Annotated in this window: 14 protein-coding genes; 10 read left to right on the plus strand and 4 right to left on the minus strand. The window is 61.2% G+C overall.

The genetic code is table 11. The annotated features are described in order from the left end of the window. The first annotated feature begins 36 nt into the window (after positions 1-36). The 6 genes from EJD88_RS09525 to EJD88_RS09550 are packed head-to-tail and all read left to right on the plus strand — an operon-like array spanning position 37 to position 6,698. On the plus strand, positions 37-729 hold the full coding sequence (locus EJD88_RS09525) for an RDD family protein (RefSeq protein ID WP_099585519.1): 693 nt from the start codon (positions 37-39) through the stop codon (positions 727-729). Further along, positions 726-1,706 (plus strand): stage II sporulation protein M, encoded by a 981-nt coding sequence (locus tag EJD88_RS09530; RefSeq protein WP_158877834.1) that lies wholly within the window; start codon positions 726-728, stop codon positions 1,704-1,706. Before EJD88_RS09525 ends, EJD88_RS09530 begins: the two co-directional genes overlap by 4 nt. After that, positions 1,693-3,213: a DUF4129 domain-containing protein gene (locus tag EJD88_RS09535; protein ID WP_158877835.1), complete on the plus strand. Its 1,521-nt coding sequence runs from the start codon at positions 1,693-1,695 to the stop codon at positions 3,211-3,213. The genes EJD88_RS09530 and EJD88_RS09535 overlap by 14 nt, the downstream gene beginning before the upstream one ends. After that, positions 3,210-4,367 (plus strand): DUF4350 domain-containing protein, encoded by a 1,158-nt coding sequence (locus EJD88_RS09540; protein WP_158877836.1) that lies wholly within the window; start codon positions 3,210-3,212, stop codon positions 4,365-4,367. Before EJD88_RS09535 ends, EJD88_RS09540 begins: the two co-directional genes overlap by 4 nt. Then, entirely contained in the window at positions 4,364-5,359 is a 996-nt protein-coding gene (locus EJD88_RS09545; protein ID WP_099585522.1) for a MoxR family ATPase, read from the plus strand. Before EJD88_RS09540 ends, EJD88_RS09545 begins: the two co-directional genes overlap by 4 nt. A 7-nt stretch (positions 5,360-5,366) precedes the next feature. Then, complete coding sequence (locus tag EJD88_RS09550) at positions 5,367-6,698, plus strand: DUF58 domain-containing protein (RefSeq protein ID WP_158877837.1); 1,332 nt, start codon at positions 5,367-5,369, stop codon at positions 6,696-6,698. Between the two features lie 63 nt (positions 6,699-6,761). Here the strand turns inward: EJD88_RS09550 and EJD88_RS09555 are convergent, their stop codons facing one another. Both EJD88_RS09555 and EJD88_RS09560 read right to left on the minus strand, forming a co-directional pair. After that, complete coding sequence (locus EJD88_RS09555; protein ID WP_158877838.1) at positions 6,762-7,121, minus strand: PilZ domain-containing protein; 360 nt, start codon at positions 7,119-7,121, stop codon at positions 6,762-6,764. A gap of 226 nt (positions 7,122-7,347) precedes the next feature. Next, positions 7,348-7,722, minus strand: coding sequence for a hypothetical protein (locus EJD88_RS09560; protein ID WP_099585525.1), 375 nt, complete (start codon positions 7,720-7,722; stop codon positions 7,348-7,350). Between the two features lie 175 nt (positions 7,723-7,897). Between EJD88_RS09560 and pyk the strand changes: the two genes are divergently transcribed. Next, positions 7,898-9,349, plus strand: a complete 1,452-nt coding sequence (gene pyk / locus EJD88_RS09565) for a pyruvate kinase (RefSeq protein ID WP_032890873.1) — start codon at positions 7,898-7,900, stop codon at positions 9,347-9,349. A 64-nt stretch (positions 9,350-9,413) separates the two neighbouring features. Here pyk and EJD88_RS09570 read toward each other — a convergent pair whose 3' ends face one another. After that, positions 9,414-10,163 carry an enoyl-CoA hydratase-related protein gene (locus EJD88_RS09570; RefSeq protein WP_099585526.1) on the minus strand — a complete coding sequence of 250 codons (750 nt, stop codon included), beginning with the start codon at positions 10,161-10,163 and terminating at the stop codon, positions 9,414-9,416. Positions 10,164-10,193: 30 nt separating this feature from the next. Then, positions 10,194-11,126: an iron-sulfur-binding ferredoxin reductase gene (locus EJD88_RS09575; protein WP_158877839.1), complete on the minus strand. Its 933-nt coding sequence runs from the start codon at positions 11,124-11,126 to the stop codon at positions 10,194-10,196. A 217-nt stretch (positions 11,127-11,343) separates the two neighbouring features. On the opposite strand from EJD88_RS09575, the gene EJD88_RS09580 reads away from it, so the two are divergent. The 3 genes from EJD88_RS09580 to EJD88_RS09590 all read left to right on the plus strand — a co-directional run bounded on the left by EJD88_RS09580 (position 11,344) and on the right by EJD88_RS09590 (position 16,067). After that, positions 11,344-12,867: a fumarate hydratase gene (locus tag EJD88_RS09580; RefSeq protein WP_017529248.1), complete on the plus strand. Its 1,524-nt coding sequence runs from the start codon at positions 11,344-11,346 to the stop codon at positions 12,865-12,867. A gap of 105 nt (positions 12,868-12,972) precedes the next feature. After that, entirely contained in the window at positions 12,973-14,739 is a 1,767-nt protein-coding gene (locus EJD88_RS09585) for an ATP-binding protein (protein WP_158877840.1), read from the plus strand. Next, on the plus strand, positions 14,733-16,067 hold the full coding sequence (locus EJD88_RS09590) for a sigma-54 dependent transcriptional regulator (protein WP_099585529.1): 1,335 nt from the start codon (positions 14,733-14,735) through the stop codon (positions 16,065-16,067). Before EJD88_RS09585 ends, EJD88_RS09590 begins: the two co-directional genes overlap by 7 nt. The last annotated feature ends 81 nt before the right edge of the window (positions 16,068-16,148 follow it).

Consider the following 16,148-nt stretch of genomic DNA (forward strand, 5'->3'; position numbering starts at 1 on the left):
GTGTCACCCAGCCGCTCTGCACTGCCAAGGATCGCGATGCCATCAGCCCCATTGGATACCCGCTACCAGATCGAAACCCCAGAGGGCATCGACCTGCCACTGCGCCCCGCCGGCCTGGTGCCACGGGTGCTGGCATTTGCCTTCGACCTCGGCGCACGCGCAGTGATCATGGGCGTATTTATGGTGCCATTAGCCCTGCTCGGCAATATTGGGATCGGCCTGGGCTCGCTGCTGCTGTTCCTGGTCAGTTGGTGGTACATGGTGCTGTTCGAGGTCCTCAACCAGGGCTGTTCACCGGGCAAACAGGTCATGGGCCTGCGGGTAGTGCAGGACGATGGCACGCCCATAGGCTGGTCAGCGTCACTGATCCGCAACCTGCTGCGGTTCGTCGACATGCTTCCGTTCGGCTACTTCCTCGGCGCCATCAGTTGCCTGCAGCACCCCCATTTCAAACGCCTTGGCGACCTGGCCGCCGGCACCTTGGTGGTCTATCGCGAGCAGCCCCTGGCACGCCCCCAGATACCTCAAGCTGCAGCACTGCGCCTACCGTTTGCCCTGGACCTGAGTGAGCAGCGGGCGATCCTGGGTTTCGCCGAACGCCAGGCTGAGCTGTCCCCCGAGCGGGTACACGAACTCGCCTCCATCCTCGCGACACCGCTGCAAGTATCCCCAGCACGTGCCGTGGAGCAACTCAATGGCGTGGCCCGTGGCCTGCTGGGGCCAACATGAAACAGAGCCTCTTCGAAAGCCGTTACCAGCCCCAATGGCAAGCCTTTGCCGAACAACTTAAGCAGTTGGAACAAGGCAAGGCCAAGGCCGGTGACCTCGCCGACTTTCCTCATCAATACCGCCGTCTATGCCAGCACTTGGCCCTGGCCCAGGAGCGTGGTTACAGCAGTTACCTGGTGGACCCGCTGCAACAATTGGCATTGCGCGGCCATCAACAACTCTATCGCCACCGCAGCCAATTGGCGGCGAATGTACTGAGTTTCCTACTGGCCGACTTTCCGCGACAAGTAAGGGAACAATGGTGCTTCGTGTTGATTGCCAGCCTGCTGTTCTTTGGCAGCCTGCTGGGCATTGCCCTGCTGGTCTACCTGTTTCCCGACCTGATCTACAGCATTGTCAGCCCACAGCAGGTAGCCGAAATGCAGGGCATGTATGACCCCGATGCCAGCCGCCTGGGTCGCGCCGCCGAACGGGCGTCAAGCGAAGACTGGATGATGTTTGGCTACTACGTGATGCACAACGTCGGCATCGCCTTCCAGACATTCGCCGCGGGGTTGCTGTTCGGCTTGGGCAGTGTGTTTTTCCTGATATTCAACGGGCTGATCATCGGCGCGATTTCCGGGCACCTGACCGAAATCGGCTATGGGCAGACCTTTTGGTCATTTGTCATCGGCCATGGTGCCTTTGAACTGACGGCTATCGCCCTCGCTGGCGCCGCAGGCTTGCAACTGGGCTGGGCGCTGATTGCGCCTGGGCAACTGACACGCAGCGAATCCTTGCGACTTGCCGCTCGCAAGAGCGTGCAACTGCTGTGCGGTGTCATGGTGTTCCTGCTGATCGCAGCCTTTATCGAAGCCTATTGGTCTTCCACCACCCAAATCGACCCTTGGATAAAATACCTTGTGGGCACTGCACTTTGGCTGTTGGTGGCTGCTTACCTGACCTTTGCCGGACGGACTCGCCATGCGCCTGAGTGATGCCAGCGTGGCGATTCGCCCGCGAACCGCATGGGAGGCCATGGACCTTGGCGTATCAATGGCCCGGGAGCATCGCCTGCTGTTGATGGGGAGCTGGGCGCTGGTGACCCTGCCGGTGTTTGCCGTGCTCACCGCGTTGCTATGGAACTACCCATCCACGGCCATGTTCCTGTTCTGGTGGTTCAAACCGGCGTTCGACCGCTTGCCTTTATTCATTCTCTCCAAAGCCCTGTTCGGTGAAACGCCTAGCCTCAAGCAGGCTGTGCGCCAATGGCCAAAACTGCTTAACAGCCAACTGCTGGCCAGCCTGACCTGGCGCAGGCTAAGCCTCAGCCGCAGTTTTGTGATGCCGGTCAGTCAGCTCGAAGGCCTCGACGGCCAGGCGCGTCAACAACGCCTGGGCGTGCTGCTGCAACGTAACGCCGGTGCCGCGCGCTGGTTGACCACTGTCGGGGTGCACCTGGAAATCGGGCTGTGGTTTGGCTGCATGGCGCTGTTCTACCTACTCATTCCGCAGCAACTTGAACTGGATTGGGACTGGCAACGGTTGGCGCTGGCTACGGGTTCCGAAGCCTTGTGGCTGGAGCATCTGGGCAACGCGTTCTATGCCTTGATACTGGTGTTTTGGGAGCCCATTTATGTCGCCTGTGGTTTCAGCCTTTATCTCAATCGCCGCACCGTGCTGGAAGCGTGGGACCTGGAGCTTGTATTCCGCCGCCTGCGCCAGCGCCTGAGCAACGTAGCGTCGCTTTTACTGCTGGCGCTCGGGCTGACATTCCTGCCATACAGCCCGCACGCCATGGCAGAGGAAGGCAAACCACTGAGCCATGAAAGCGCAAGCCAATCCATCAAGTCGCTTCTGGACCAGCCCCCCTTCAAAAACCCGGAGACCGTCACTCGCTATCGCTTTGGCGAAGAAAAGCCCGTCGTTAAAAACCAGACACACAGTGACGGCAAACTTCCGGCGTGGCTGCAGGCACTGCTGGACAACTTCAACGGCAATACTTTCAAGCATGTCGCCCAGGGCCTGGAAGTGCTGTTGTGGAGCGTACTGATCGGCGGCCTGGTCCTATTGATATGGCGTTATCGAGAATGGCTGCGTACTTTTGTCAGCCGGCGCGGGCCAGGGAAACCCAAAGCCGCCAAAGCAGTACCCGCCCAGTTGTTCGGTCTGGAGCTGGGCACAGAGAGCCTGCCCAGGGACATCGCCAGCACTGCCGAGCAACTCTGGTCGAGCCAACCCCGGGAAGCCCTTGGCCTGTTATATCGTGGCCTGCTGAGCCGCTTGCTGCATGACTTCAACCTGCCCCTTAAAAGCGCGGACACTGAAGGCCAGGTGCTGGAACGCGTTCACCTGTTACAGCAACCACAACTGATGGCGTTCAGCGATGAGTTGACCCGACACTGGCAAAACCTGGCCTACGGTCATCAACTCCCACCCGCCTCGGCCCAGCAAAAACTATGCAACGATTGGCGTGCCCTGTTCAGTTCGGAGGGCGCCCAATGAACCGATGCTTACTAGGGATAGGACTGCTGCTGGCATGCCTGATCACTGCGGGCGGCTTTTATGCCTGGAGCAAGGCGATCCCCTATGAAGAGGTGGTGGACCGCGGGCCCGCTCCGCAAGCCCTGGCCAATCCCTACCTGGCTGCCGAACACTTTCTGCGCCAGCAAGGCTTGCCCGTGGAACATGCCAATAGCCTCGAACGCCTGGCCACCCTGCCGGCCGCAGGCAACAGTCTGTTGCTGCTGGAAGAACGCAGCAACATGTCGCCACGCCAGGTCGAACAGTTGCTGAATTGGGCCAAGTCCGGTGGACATCTGTTGTTAGTGGCCGAAGCACTCTGGGATGAAGAGACCGGCAAAAGCGGCGACCTGTTGCTCGATCGCCTGCATATCCACCAAGTGCTGAGTGACGAACCCGAAGAGCCCGCACCCGCCAGTAAAAAGAAAGCGCCGGACCTGACGAAACTCTATATCGACAATGACACCGCCCCGGCCTACTTCAGCTTCGATACCGACTTCAACCTTATCGACCCCAGGCACCTCGCACAATTTTCAGCCAATAGCGCCAGGTCGAGTCACCTTATGCAACTTGACCTCGGGCAAGGCCGCGTTACGGTAATCACCGACAGCGAACTGTGGAAAACACCCGAGATCGGCAAACACGATAATGCCTGGCTGTTGTGGTATCTGAACCAGGGCACTGCCGTCACCTTGCTGTCCAACAGCAACGTGGATGATCTGTTCACCCTGTTGTTGCGTTACTTCCCCCAGGCAGTGGTTGCGCTCATTGCACTGATAGCCCTGGGACTCTGGCAGGCCTGGATGCGCCAGGGCCCGATCCAGGCCCCAGCCTCCAAGGCGCGCCGGCAATTGCAGGAGCACTTGAAAGCCAGCGCCGACTTTCTGCTGCGCCGCAGCGGTCAAGGCACGCTATTGCAGGCTTTGCAGCACGATATTCTGCGTGCGGCCCGACGTCGCCATCCAGGCTTCGAACATCTCGACAAAGCAGAACAATGGCGGGTACTGGAACACCTGACGCGCCAACCCTCTCACGTCATCAGCCAGGCCCTTGGCCCACTCCCGGCAAAACGGCTTTCCAGCGCCGATTTCAGCCGGCAGGTGGCATGCCTGCAAACCCTCAGGAATGCCCTATGAGCGATTTCCCCAGCACCACAGCCTCGACCGGCGAACCCCTGCAACGCGCCAGCAAGCAAGCCCAAGCTCTGCGTATTGAACTGCGCAAGGCGGTGATCGGGCAGGATCAGGTGATCGATGACGTACTGACCGCACTGATCGCCGGCGGCCACGTCTTGCTCGAAGGCGTACCCGGGCTGGGCAAGACCTTGCTGGTGCGCGCCCTGGCCCGTTGCTTTGGCGGGGACTTCGCGAGGATCCAGTTCACTCCGGACCTGATGCCCAGCGATGTCACCGGCCATGCCGTGTACGACCTGCATACCGAGCAATTCAAACTGCGCAAGGGTCCCGTGTTCACCCACCTCTTGTTGGCCGACGAAATCAACCGGGCCCCAGCCAAGACCCAGGCGGCCCTGCTCGAAGCCATGCAGGAGCGGCAAGTCACCCTCGAAGGTGAAGCCCTGCCCATCGGCCAGCCGTTCATGGTGCTGGCCACGCAGAACCCAATCGAGCAGGAAGGCACCTACCCCCTGCCGGAAGCCGAGCTGGACCGGTTCATGCTCAAGGTACGCATGGACTATCCCGACGCGCAGCAGGAACTGGATATGGTGCGAGAAGTGACGCGCTCGTCACGGGCCGACATGCTGGATGTGCAACCTTTGCGTACAGTGCTGCAGGCCGAAGACGTGTTGCAACTGCAACAGATCGCCAGTGAACTGGCCCTGGATGAACACGTACTCGACTATGCCGTGCGCCTGGCGCGAGCCACACGCAGTTGGCCAGGCCTGGCCATCGGCGCCGGCCCACGAGCGTCAATCGCACTGGTACGCGGCGCCCGCGCCCGTGCACTGCTACGTGGGGGCGAGTTCGTCACGCCGGATGACATCAAAAGCTGCGCCCTTGCGGTACTGCGTCATCGGGTACGCCTTGCACCAGAACTGGACATCGACGGATTGGAGGTCGACCAGGTGCTCAAGCAATTGCTCGACCAGATTCCGGCACCCCGGCAATGAAGCGCCCATGAAACCGACCCGTCTGTTATTAGTCTGGCTTGGCGTGCTGCTGGGCTTGAACATCCTGCTGGGCACTGCGGCAGCCTTGCAGTTCAAGGTGCCCGACACCCTGCACTCGGTGGCGTGGGGTCTGCTCCTGGCGCTGTTCCTCTTGGCGTTGCTGGACGCGCTGCGACTGCGCCGCAGACCATCACCGAACGTGCATCGGCATATGCCCGGCAGTCTGGCGCTGGGACGCTGGGGCGAAGTACGCCTGGTCCTGGAACATGGCTCTCCACAAGCGTTGACGGTGCAGGTGTTCGACCACGCTCCCGACGGGCTGAGCCTGGAAAACCTGCCCCAGTCCATCGAGTTACGCCCCGGTGAACGCAGCGAGCTGGGCTATCGGCTACGGCCTTTACGGCGCGGGCATTTCACGTTCAGTCGATGCGAAGTCCACCTGCCCAGCCCATTGGGTCTCTGGTCCGCCAGGCGCTTTATCGAAGTCGAGGATGCCACCCGCGTCTATCCGGATTTTGCCCGACTGTACGGGGCACAGCTGCTGGGGGTGGATAACTGGCTGAGCCAACTGGGGGTGCGTCAACGCCAACGACGGGGCTTGGGACTGGAGTTTCATCAACTGCGCGAATTTCGTGAGGGTGACAGCCTGCGGCAGATCGACTGGAAAGCCACTGCGCGGCAACGTACTCCCATCGCACGAGAGTATCAGGACGAGCGCGACCAGCAGATCGTGTTCATGCTCGATTGCGGCCGACGCATGCGCAGCCAGGATGATGAACTGTCACACTTCGACCACGCCCTCAATGCCTGCCTGTTGCTCAGTTATGTAGCCTTGCGCCAGGGCGATGCGGTGGGATTGTGCACCTTTGCTTGCGACCACCCACGCTACCTGGCGCCGGTCAAGGGCAGTAGTCAGTTGAATCTGTTGCTCAATGCGGTCTATGACCTGGACACCACCCGCCGAACTGCCGACTACGAGGCGGCGGCCAGCCAACTGCTGGCCCGGCAAAAGCGGCGGGCATTGGTGATCGTGGTCAGCAACCTGCGGGATGAGGACGATGAAGCACTACTCAGCGCCGTCAAACGCATCAGCCGTCAACATCGGGTGCTGGTGGCGAGTATGCGGGAGGAAGTCCTTGATCTACTGCGCCAGTCTCCCGTACAGACGTTACCCGAGGCTTTGGCCTACAGCGGCACTGTCGACTACCTCAACATGCGGGACGAATTGCATGACCGTTTGAACGCACACGGTCTGTCGGTGCTGGATACGCTGCCATCAGCCATGGGCGCAGCCCTGGTAACACGCTACCTGGGCTGGAAAAAAGCTGGAGTTTTCTGAAAAAAGCGCACGACTGCTGGGGGACAGCACCATTCCCCCGGACATGTCGACTGCATGCTGCTTCTAGGCCGAGGCCTCCAAGGGATCGAAGCTGAAGTAATGCAACAGCGCCTTGATGAGCTGCCCATATTCCTCGGGCGCCTGAAGCACGCTGAACCCGGAATCGTAATGCTGCGGGTTGATATCTTCATGACTCCACAGGCAGGTCGCCGTGAGGTCAATGGCATGGAAGGTGTCGTCAGCCCCAGGAATTTTCAAGCGCAACTCGAACTCCGCGTCGACCATCATGGGTAACTGGCTGATCAACATCAGCCCGTCGTCAGAGAGGTTACCCAAATATCCGATGGGCTTGTCGGTGACGCGGTTAAACACCTGCAGGAAATAAGGAAGTTGATGCCGCTCGATCCGTCGGTCGGTAAACATGGTGAGATCGCCATCCAGTGGCCATGACTCTGGCCGTGCCAGTGATTCGGAACGAGCGCAATTGCTCGCTCTCCCTGGATCTCGGTGTGACGAAAGACAACGCCTTGTCACTAGACAGCTGCCGAATCCGGGCCCCGCATTCGTTCGAATAGAAAACCTATACAAACGCCCATTCAAAGGATAGCCCAAGACTGGCAAGGGGCCAGTTATTAAATGACGAACGCCATTACAACGAGGCCGGACGCGGCTTTGCAACGCTTGCACCGGGGTAATGCCCCAGTTGTTGCAAGGTGTCCAACCTTGCGCGTGCACGGTAGGCGTATTCGCTCGACGGGTACTGATTAATGATGAATTGGTAGGTTTGCACCGCATCGACGAACAGCTTCTGTCGTTCAAGGCATTGCCCGCGCAACATCGAGACCTCCGGCTGCACGTAGCGCCGGGTACGACTCTCGCGGTCGACCTGGGACAATTCCAGAGTGACACGCTCGCAGTCACCGACCTTGTACGCACGGTAAGCGTTGTTCAAATGATGGTCCATCGACCAGCGGGTGCAGCCGACAACACTGACGGCCAGGGCAGCAATGAGCAAAATTCGCATGAGGGTTCTCCTGTCTTGTGCAGTGTATCGACCCCTCGTCGAAAATCTTCAAGGATGTTGGTCTATTCAATCGGAGCGAAAACAAGCGAATCGTCGATAAGTAGTGCAAACGAACAATGACTACAACCAAAGAGCATAGTAGCCTTCCTCAGCGCTTGAACTCAGGAGTCTGTGCATGTCCGTCCGTCGTACCAAAATCGTCGCCACCCTTGGCCCGGCCAGCAACTCGCCGGAAGTCCTCGAACAGCTGATTCTGGCTGGTTTGGACGTTGCCCGTCTGAACTTCTCCCACGGCACCCCGGACGAGCACAAGGCTCGCGCCAAGCTGGTGCGTGACCTGGCCGCCAAGCACGGTCGCTTCGTCGCATTGCTGGGTGACCTGCAAGGCCCGAAAATCCGTATCGCCAAATTCACCAACAAGCGTATCGAGCTGAAGATCGGTGACAAGTTCACCTTCTCCACCAGCCATCCGCTGACCGAAGGTAACCAGGACGTCGTGGGTATCGACTATCCGGACCTGGTCAAGGACTGTGGCGTCGGTGACGAGTTGCTGCTGGATGACGGCCGCGTAGTCATGCGTGTCGACACCGCCACCCCGACCGAACTGAACTGTACCGTGATCATCGGCGGCCCGCTGTCCGATCACAAAGGCATCAACCGTCGCGGCGGTGGCCTGACTGCTCCAGCCCTGACTGAAAAAGACAAGGCCGACATCAAGCTCGCCGCTGAAATGGAAGTGGACTACCTCGCCGTGTCCTTCCCGCGTGACGCCGCTGACATGGAATACGCCCGTAAACTGCGCGACGAAGCCGGCGGTACCGCCTGGCTGGTGGCGAAGATCGAACGCGCCGAAGCCGTGGCCGATGACGAAACCCTCGACGGCCTGATCAAGGCATCCGACGCCGTGATGGTTGCCCGTGGTGACCTGGGTGTGGAAATCGGCGACGCCGAGCTGATCGGTATCCAGAAGAAGATCATCCTGCACGCACGCCGCCACAACAAAGCGGTGATCGTCGCGACCCAGATGATGGAGTCGATGATCCAGAACCCGATGCCGACCCGCGCCGAAGTGTCCGACGTGGCCAACGCCGTGCTCGACTACACCGACGCCGTGATGCTCTCGGCTGAAAGCGCCGCTGGCCCGTACCCGCTGGAAGCCGTGCAGGCCATGGCGCGCATCTGCGTCGGCGCCGAAAAGCACCCGACCAGCAAGACCTCCAGCCACCGTATCGGCAAGGTCTTTGAAAGCTGCGACCAGAGCATCGCCCTGGCCGCCATGTACACCGCCAACCACTTCCCGGGCGTTAAAGCGATCATCGCCTTGACCGAAAGTGGCTACACGCCGTTGATCATGTCGCGCATCCGTTCCTCGGTGCCGATCTATGCGTTCTCCCCACACCGCGAAACCCAGGCCCGCGCGGCGATGTTCCGTGGCGTGTACACCGTACCGTTCGATCCGGCTTCGTTGCCGCCCCATGAAGTCAGCCAGGCGGCCATCGACGAGTTGATCAAGCGTGGCGTCGTGGAGAAAGGCGACTGGGTCATCCTGACCAAGGGCGACAGCTACCACACCATCGGCGGCACCAACGGCATGAAAATCCTGCACGTTGGCGATCCAATGGTCTGAGTCAAACGCTGAAAAACAAAAGCCCTGCCATGTGAATGGCAGGGCTTTTTGTTTTTGATGTGGCTCAGCGTTTGGTGATAAACCCCGATAACGCCGCAATCGCCTCCGGTGACTTCAAACGCTGGACGAACAACGCGCCCTCCTCCTCAATCACCTGCCGCAACTGCTCACGATCCACACTCTTCATCAATTGCTTGGTCACCTGCACCGCCCCCGGCGCCAGGGTTTCAAAGCGCTCGGCGATTTCCCGCGCCTTGGCCAACGCCGCTTCGCCACTGCCCAACGCCTCGGTGGCGATCCCCCATGCAGCAGCCTGCTCCCCGGTAAACCCCTCGCCCAGCAACAACAATTCAGCCGCCTTCGCATGCCCCAGCAAACGCGGCAGGATCAGGCTCGAACCAAACTCAGGACACAGCCCCAGGTTGACGAACGGCATACGCAAGCGCGCATCACGGCTGATATACACGAGGTCACAGTGCAGCAGCAGGGTTGTGCCAATCCCCACCGCCGCTCCTGCCACCGCAGCGATCACCGGCTTGCGACAGTTGAGCAGACTTTTCATAAAGTGAAACGGTGGGCTGTCGAGGTCGCTGGGCGGCTGTTCAAGAAAATCGCCGATGTCATTACCGGCGGTAAAACACTCGCTGCTGCCCTGGATCAGTACGGCGCTGATCGCTGAATCGGCATCCGCCAACTCCAGCGCCTCGGCGAGTTGGGTGTACATGGCGCGGGTCAGGGCGTTTTTCTTGTCCGGGCGGTTGAGCTGCAGGGTCAGCAACCCGCGCTCGCGGTGCAGCAGGATGGCGTCGGTCATGGTGCGTCTCGCGGCTGTAGGGTTCAGCGCTCAACCACGGGGCAGGAACACATCGGCCAGCAGTTGATTGCGCGGCAGTCCCGCCAGGAACAAGCGCTTGGAAAACGCCTCGACACTCGCGGGGTGTCCGCAGAGTAAGGCCAGCGTTTGCCGGGAAACAAGCCGCAGTTGCGCCAATGCCTGGTTCGACTCAGCCGCCGTCCACAACTCCACCGACAGGTTTGAATGCTGCGCGGCCAGCGCGGCCAGGGGTTCGGCCAGGTAATGACCGTCGGCATCATGGGCCAGGTGAATCACACGGATGGCGCCTTGATGATTCTGGCGCAAGGCCTCGCGCAACACGCCCCACAACGGACCAAGGCCAGTGCCGGAGGCCAGCAGCCACAGCGGGCGGGATTGCCAGTCTGGATCGTATTGCAAAGCGCCGCCGCGCAACTCGCCCAGGCGCAATGGATCGCCGACCTGCAGCTGCCGAGCGAGATCACTGAATTGACCGGGCTGCCGGCAATCGATATGAAACTCCAGAAATGCATCTTCCTGAGGCAAGCTGGCCAAGGAATACGGCCGCGCCACGTGCCCGGCCCACAGCACCAGATGCTGCCCGGCCCGATATCGCAGGCCGCGCTCGGGTTGCAGGCGCACGCGCACAACATTCGAGTTCAGCCAGTCGGCGCCCACCACCCGAGCCGCCAGACCATCGCGTTGCGGATCAAACGCTTCGACCTGCAGATCACCCGTCACATGGCACTGGCAGGCCAACCGCCAACCGTCCTGGCGTTGCGCAGGGCTCAGGGCATCGGGCTGTCTGTCCTCGACCTCGCCCCGGCAACGTACCAGGCACGCATGGCAACTGCCGGCGCGGCAACTGTAGGGCACGGCCACTCCCGCCTGGTTCAAGGCATCCAGGAGGTTGCTGCCGGCAGTTACCGACCAATGGCGTTCGCCGACGTACAGTTCAGGCATATAAGGGCTCAATCACAGGGGAGGCGCACAGGGAATCATGCCTGCGACAGTTTGACCATAGTCGGGTGTATCGGCCACCGCGTCGGGTTATACTGCCGCGCCTTTTTAGCGTCGCGCCTGCACCACTTGGCGTGCCTTGGAAAGGTGGCTTCAGCCGACCGATACACCCCACTGAAGCCACCTTTATTGAATGTTCCCTTATAGAGGAGCGCGACTCATGACCGTGATCAAGCAAGACGACCTGATTCAGAGCGTTGCCGACGCCCTGCAATTCATTTCCTACTACCACCCCGTTGACTTCATCCAGGCGATGCACGAGGCCTACCTGCGCGAAGAATCGCCAGCAGCCCGTGACTCCATGGCGCAGATCCTGATCAACTCGCGCATGTGCGCCACCGGCCATCGCCCGATCTGCCAGGACACTGGTATCGTCACCGTGTTTGTGCGCGTGGGCATGGACGTACGTTGGGATGGCGCCACCATGGGCCTGGACGACATGATCAACGAAGGCGTGCGTCGCGCCTACAACCTGCCGGAAAACGTCCTGCGAGCGTCTATCCTCGCCGACCCGGCTGGTGCGCGTAAGAACACCAAGGACAACACCCCAGCGGTGATCCACTATTCCATCGTCCCGGGTAACACCGTGGAAGTGGACGTGGCTGCCAAAGGCGGTGGTTCCGAGAACAAGTCGAAAATGGCCATGCTCAACCCGTCCGACTCGATCGTCGACTGGGTGCTCAAGACCGTTCCGACCATGGGCGCCGGTTGGTGCCCGCCGGGCATGCTCGGCATCGGCATCGGCGGCACCGCCGAGAAGGCCGCAGTGATGGCCAAGGAAGTGCTGATGGAATCCATCGACATCCACGAGCTGATCAAGCGCGGCCCGTCCAACCGTATCGAAGAGATGCGCCTGGAGCTGTTCGAGAAGGTCAACCAACTGGGCATCGGCGCCCAGGGCCTGGGTGGCCTGACCACCGTGCTCGACGTGAAGATCATGGACTACCCGACTCACGCCGCTTCGCTGCCGGTGTGCATGATCCCCAACTGCGCCGCCACCCGTCACGCGCATTTCGTGCTCGATGGTTCCGGCCCGGCGTCGCTCGAAGCACCACCGCTGGACGCCTACCCGGAAATCGTCTGGGAAGCCGGCCCGTCGGCCCGTCGCGTCAACCTCGACACCCTGACCCCGGAAGACGTGCAGAGCTGGAAGCCGGGCGAAACCGTGTTGCTCAACGGCAAGATGCTTACCGGCCGCGACGCCGCGCACAAGCGCATGGTCGAGATGCTGAACAAGGGCGAAAGCCTGCCGGTGGACCTCAAGGGTCGCTTCATCTACTACGTCGGCCCGGTAGATCCAGTGCGCGAAGAAGTGGTTGGCCCAGCTGGCCCGACCACCGCCACGCGGATGGACAAGTTCACCCGCCAGATCCTTGAGCAAACCGGCCTGCTGGGCATGATCGGCAAGTCCGAGCGCGGCCCGACTGCGATCGAAGCGATCAAGGACAACAAGGCCGTGTACCTGATGGCCGTGGGCGGCGCTGCTTACCTGGTGGCGCAAGCCATCAAGAAGTCGCGGGTTGTCGCGTTCGCCGAACTGGGTATGGAAGCGATCTACGAGTTCGACGTCAAAGACATGCCGGTCACCGTTGCCGTTGATAGCAAAGGCGAATCCGTGCACATCACCGGTCCTGCCATCTGGCAGAAAAAGATCAGTGAAAGCCTGGCGGTAGAAGTGCAGTAAGCACTTTACTGCAAGGATAAAGGCGACTGCGGCCCCATGGCCCAGTCGCCTTTTTTATGGCTCATGGTATGGTGCTCGCCCCTTATTGCAGCTGTTCATATCCGTATGATCGCGATCCCTCGCCCCCTGCGCCTGACCTTCTACTCGTTATTGATCATCGCCGGAGCGGTGCTGGCCGCTGCCTTGGCCACGCGTCATGCCGAGCGCCAGGCCCTGGCAGACGATGCCGCACGCGCCAATCAACAGCTCGCGCTGTACGCCAACTCGCTGCACACCCTGATCGAACGCTACCGCGCCCTGCCCGCCGTGCTGGCGCTGGACTCGGAAATGATCAGCGCGCTCAAAGGCCCGTTGGATGCCGCTACCCAGGACGTGCTTAATCGCAAACTGGAACGTATCAATGGTGCCGCGCAATCGTCCACCCTGGAATTGATGGACCGCAGCGGCCTCGCCGTGGCCGCCAGCAACTGGGCGCTGCCGAGCAGTTATGTGGGCCACAACTATGCATTCCGGCCGTATTTCAGCCAGACCAAGAGCCAGGGCACCGGGCGCTTTTATGCGGTGGGGGTGACCACCGGGATTCCGGGTTACTTCCTCTCCAGCGCAGTACTGGATGAAAACGAGCAGTTCCTGGGCGCCATGGTGGTGAAACTGGAGTTCCCCGAGCTGGAGCGCGAATGGGCCCAGGGCGATGACTTGCTGCTGGTCAGTGATGCACGTGGCATCGTGTTTATTGCCAACCAGCCGGGCTGGCGTTATCGCAATCTGAGGCCGCTATCGGCCAATGACCTCGCCGAGCTCAAGGCCACTCGCCAATACGACAAGAAACAACTGCAGCCGCTGGAAACCGAGACCCTGCAGCGCTTTGACGAAAACAGCCACCTGATGCGCGTCAACGGCCCCGACGGCAGTGCCCGGTACATCTGGGAATCGCTGCCGCTGAAGGCAGAAGGCTGGACCCTGCACCTGCTGCGCAAACCACAATTGGCGTTTGAAGACCAACGCAACGCGGGCCTGGCCGCCGCGGGCTCCTGGCTGGCGCTGGTGTTCCTCGTGCTGTTCCTGAGCCAACGCTGGCGCCTGGCCCGCTTGCGCCAGCGCAGCCGCGAAGAGCTGGAGCAACTGGTGGAAGAACGCACCCAGGCCCTGCGCACCGCACAGGACGGCTTGGTGCAATCGGCCAAGCTGGCGGCGCTGGGGCAAATGTCCGCCGCCCTCGCCCACGAAATCAACCAGCCACTGACTGCCCAGCGCATGCAGCTTGCCACCCTGCGCCTGTTGCTGGATCACGGCCGCGTGGAGGACGCCTACAAGGCGCTCACGCCGCTGGACGACATGCTCACGCGCATGGCCGCGCTCACCGGCCACCTCAAGACCTTCGCACGCAAAAGCCCCAGCGGCCTGCGCGAACGCCTGGACCTGGCCACGGTGGTCGACCAATCCCTGCACCTGCTCGACGCACGCCTGCGCGATGAAGGCATCGGCGTGGTGATGGACCTGACCCGCCCGGCCTGGGTGCGCGGCGACGCGATTCGTCTGGAGCAGGTGCTGATCAACCTGCTGCGCAACGCCCTGGACGCCATGGCCGACAAGCCGCGCAAGCGCCTGGAAATCCGCCTGCACGCAGACCAGCAGCTTTGGCTTTTGACCGTCAGCGACAGCGGCGGCGGGATTGCCGAGGAACACCTGAACAACGTGTTTGACCCGTTCTTTACCACCAAGCCGGTGGGCGATGGTCTCGGTTTGGGACTGGCGGTGTCTTACGCTATCGTGCATGAACTCGGTGGACGCCTGATCGCCGGCAACCACGGCGACGGCGCGATATTCACCCTGACCCTGCCCATCGCGCTGGAGACGCCGGACCTATGCTGAATGCGGTGATTGTGGTCGATGACGAAGCCAGCATTCGCACGGCCGTAGAGCAGTGGTTGAGCCTCTCCGGGTTTGAGGTGCAGCTGTTCAGCCGCGCCGAAGAATGCCTGGCACACCTGCCCAAGGACTTTCCCGGCGTGATCTTGAGCGACGTGCGCATGCCAGGGCTCAGCGGCCTGGAGTTGCTGGCCGAGGTGCAGCGTCGCGACGCCGACTTGCCGGTGATATTGCTGACCGGCCATGGCGATGTGCCGATGGCTGTCGAAGCCATGCGCGACGGCGCCTACGATTTTCTGGAAAAACCCTTCAGCCCTGAAGCCCTGCTCAACAGCCTGCGCCGGGCGTTGGACAAACGTGGGCTGATCCTGGAAAACCGTCGCCTGCACCAACAGGCCGACCACCGTTCGAAGCTCGAATCCAGCCTGCTCGGCGTGTCCCGCGGCTTGCAAAACCTGCGCCGCCAGGTGCTCGACCTGGCGAGCTTGCCGGTCAACGTGCTGATCCGTGGCGAGACCGGCAGCGGCAAAGAGCTGGTTGCCCGCTGCCTGCATGATTTCGGCCCTCGGGCCAAGAAGCCGTTTGTGGCGCTCAACTGCGCGGCTATTCCCGAGCAGTTGTTTGAAGCCGAGTTGTTCGGCCACGAAAGCGGCGCGTTCACCGGCGCCCAGGGCAAGCGCATCGGCAAGCTGGAATACGCCCACGGCGGCACGCTGTTCCTCGATGAAATCGAAAGCATGCCCCTGGCCCAGCAAGTGAAGTTGTTGCGGGTGCTGCAAGAACAGAAGCTGGAGCGACTGGGCTCCAACCAGAGCATCCACGTGGACTTGCGCATCATCGCCGCGACCAAGCCGGACCTGCTGGAAGAGGCACGAGCGGGGCGGTTTCGCGAAGACCTGGCTTATCGCCTCAACGTCGCACAATTGCGCCTGCCGCCGTTGCGCGAGCGCCGTGAAGATATTCCGCTGCTGTACGAGCACTTTGCCCAGAGCGCTGCTGAACGTTTGGGGCGTACGGCCGAGCCATTGAGCGGGCCGGCGCTGGGGCGCCTGCTCAGCCATGACTGGCCCGGCAATGTGCGTGAACTGGCCAACGTCGCCGAGCGCCAGGTGTTGGGCCTTGGCGACCCGGAACCGGAAGGCATCGAGGCCGGGCAATCCCTCGCGGCACAGCAAGAAGCCTTCGAAGCCCATTGCCTGAAGGCAGCGCTGACCCGGCACAAAGGCGACATCAAGGCCGTACTGGCGGAATTGCAACTGCCCCGCCGTACCTTCAATGAAAAAATGCAACGCCATGGCCTGGCACGCGACATGTTCATCAAGGATGAATGAGCGGATTTCCGCTCATCACTCCAGAATAACCAGCGATATTCCGCTCAAAAAAAACCACAAACCCTTCTAGACCGGGCCTTC

This window comes from Pseudomonas sp. PB105 (assembly GCF_009764655.1).
GTDB lineage: Bacteria > Pseudomonadota > Gammaproteobacteria > Pseudomonadales > Pseudomonadaceae > Aquipseudomonas > Aquipseudomonas cyclaminis.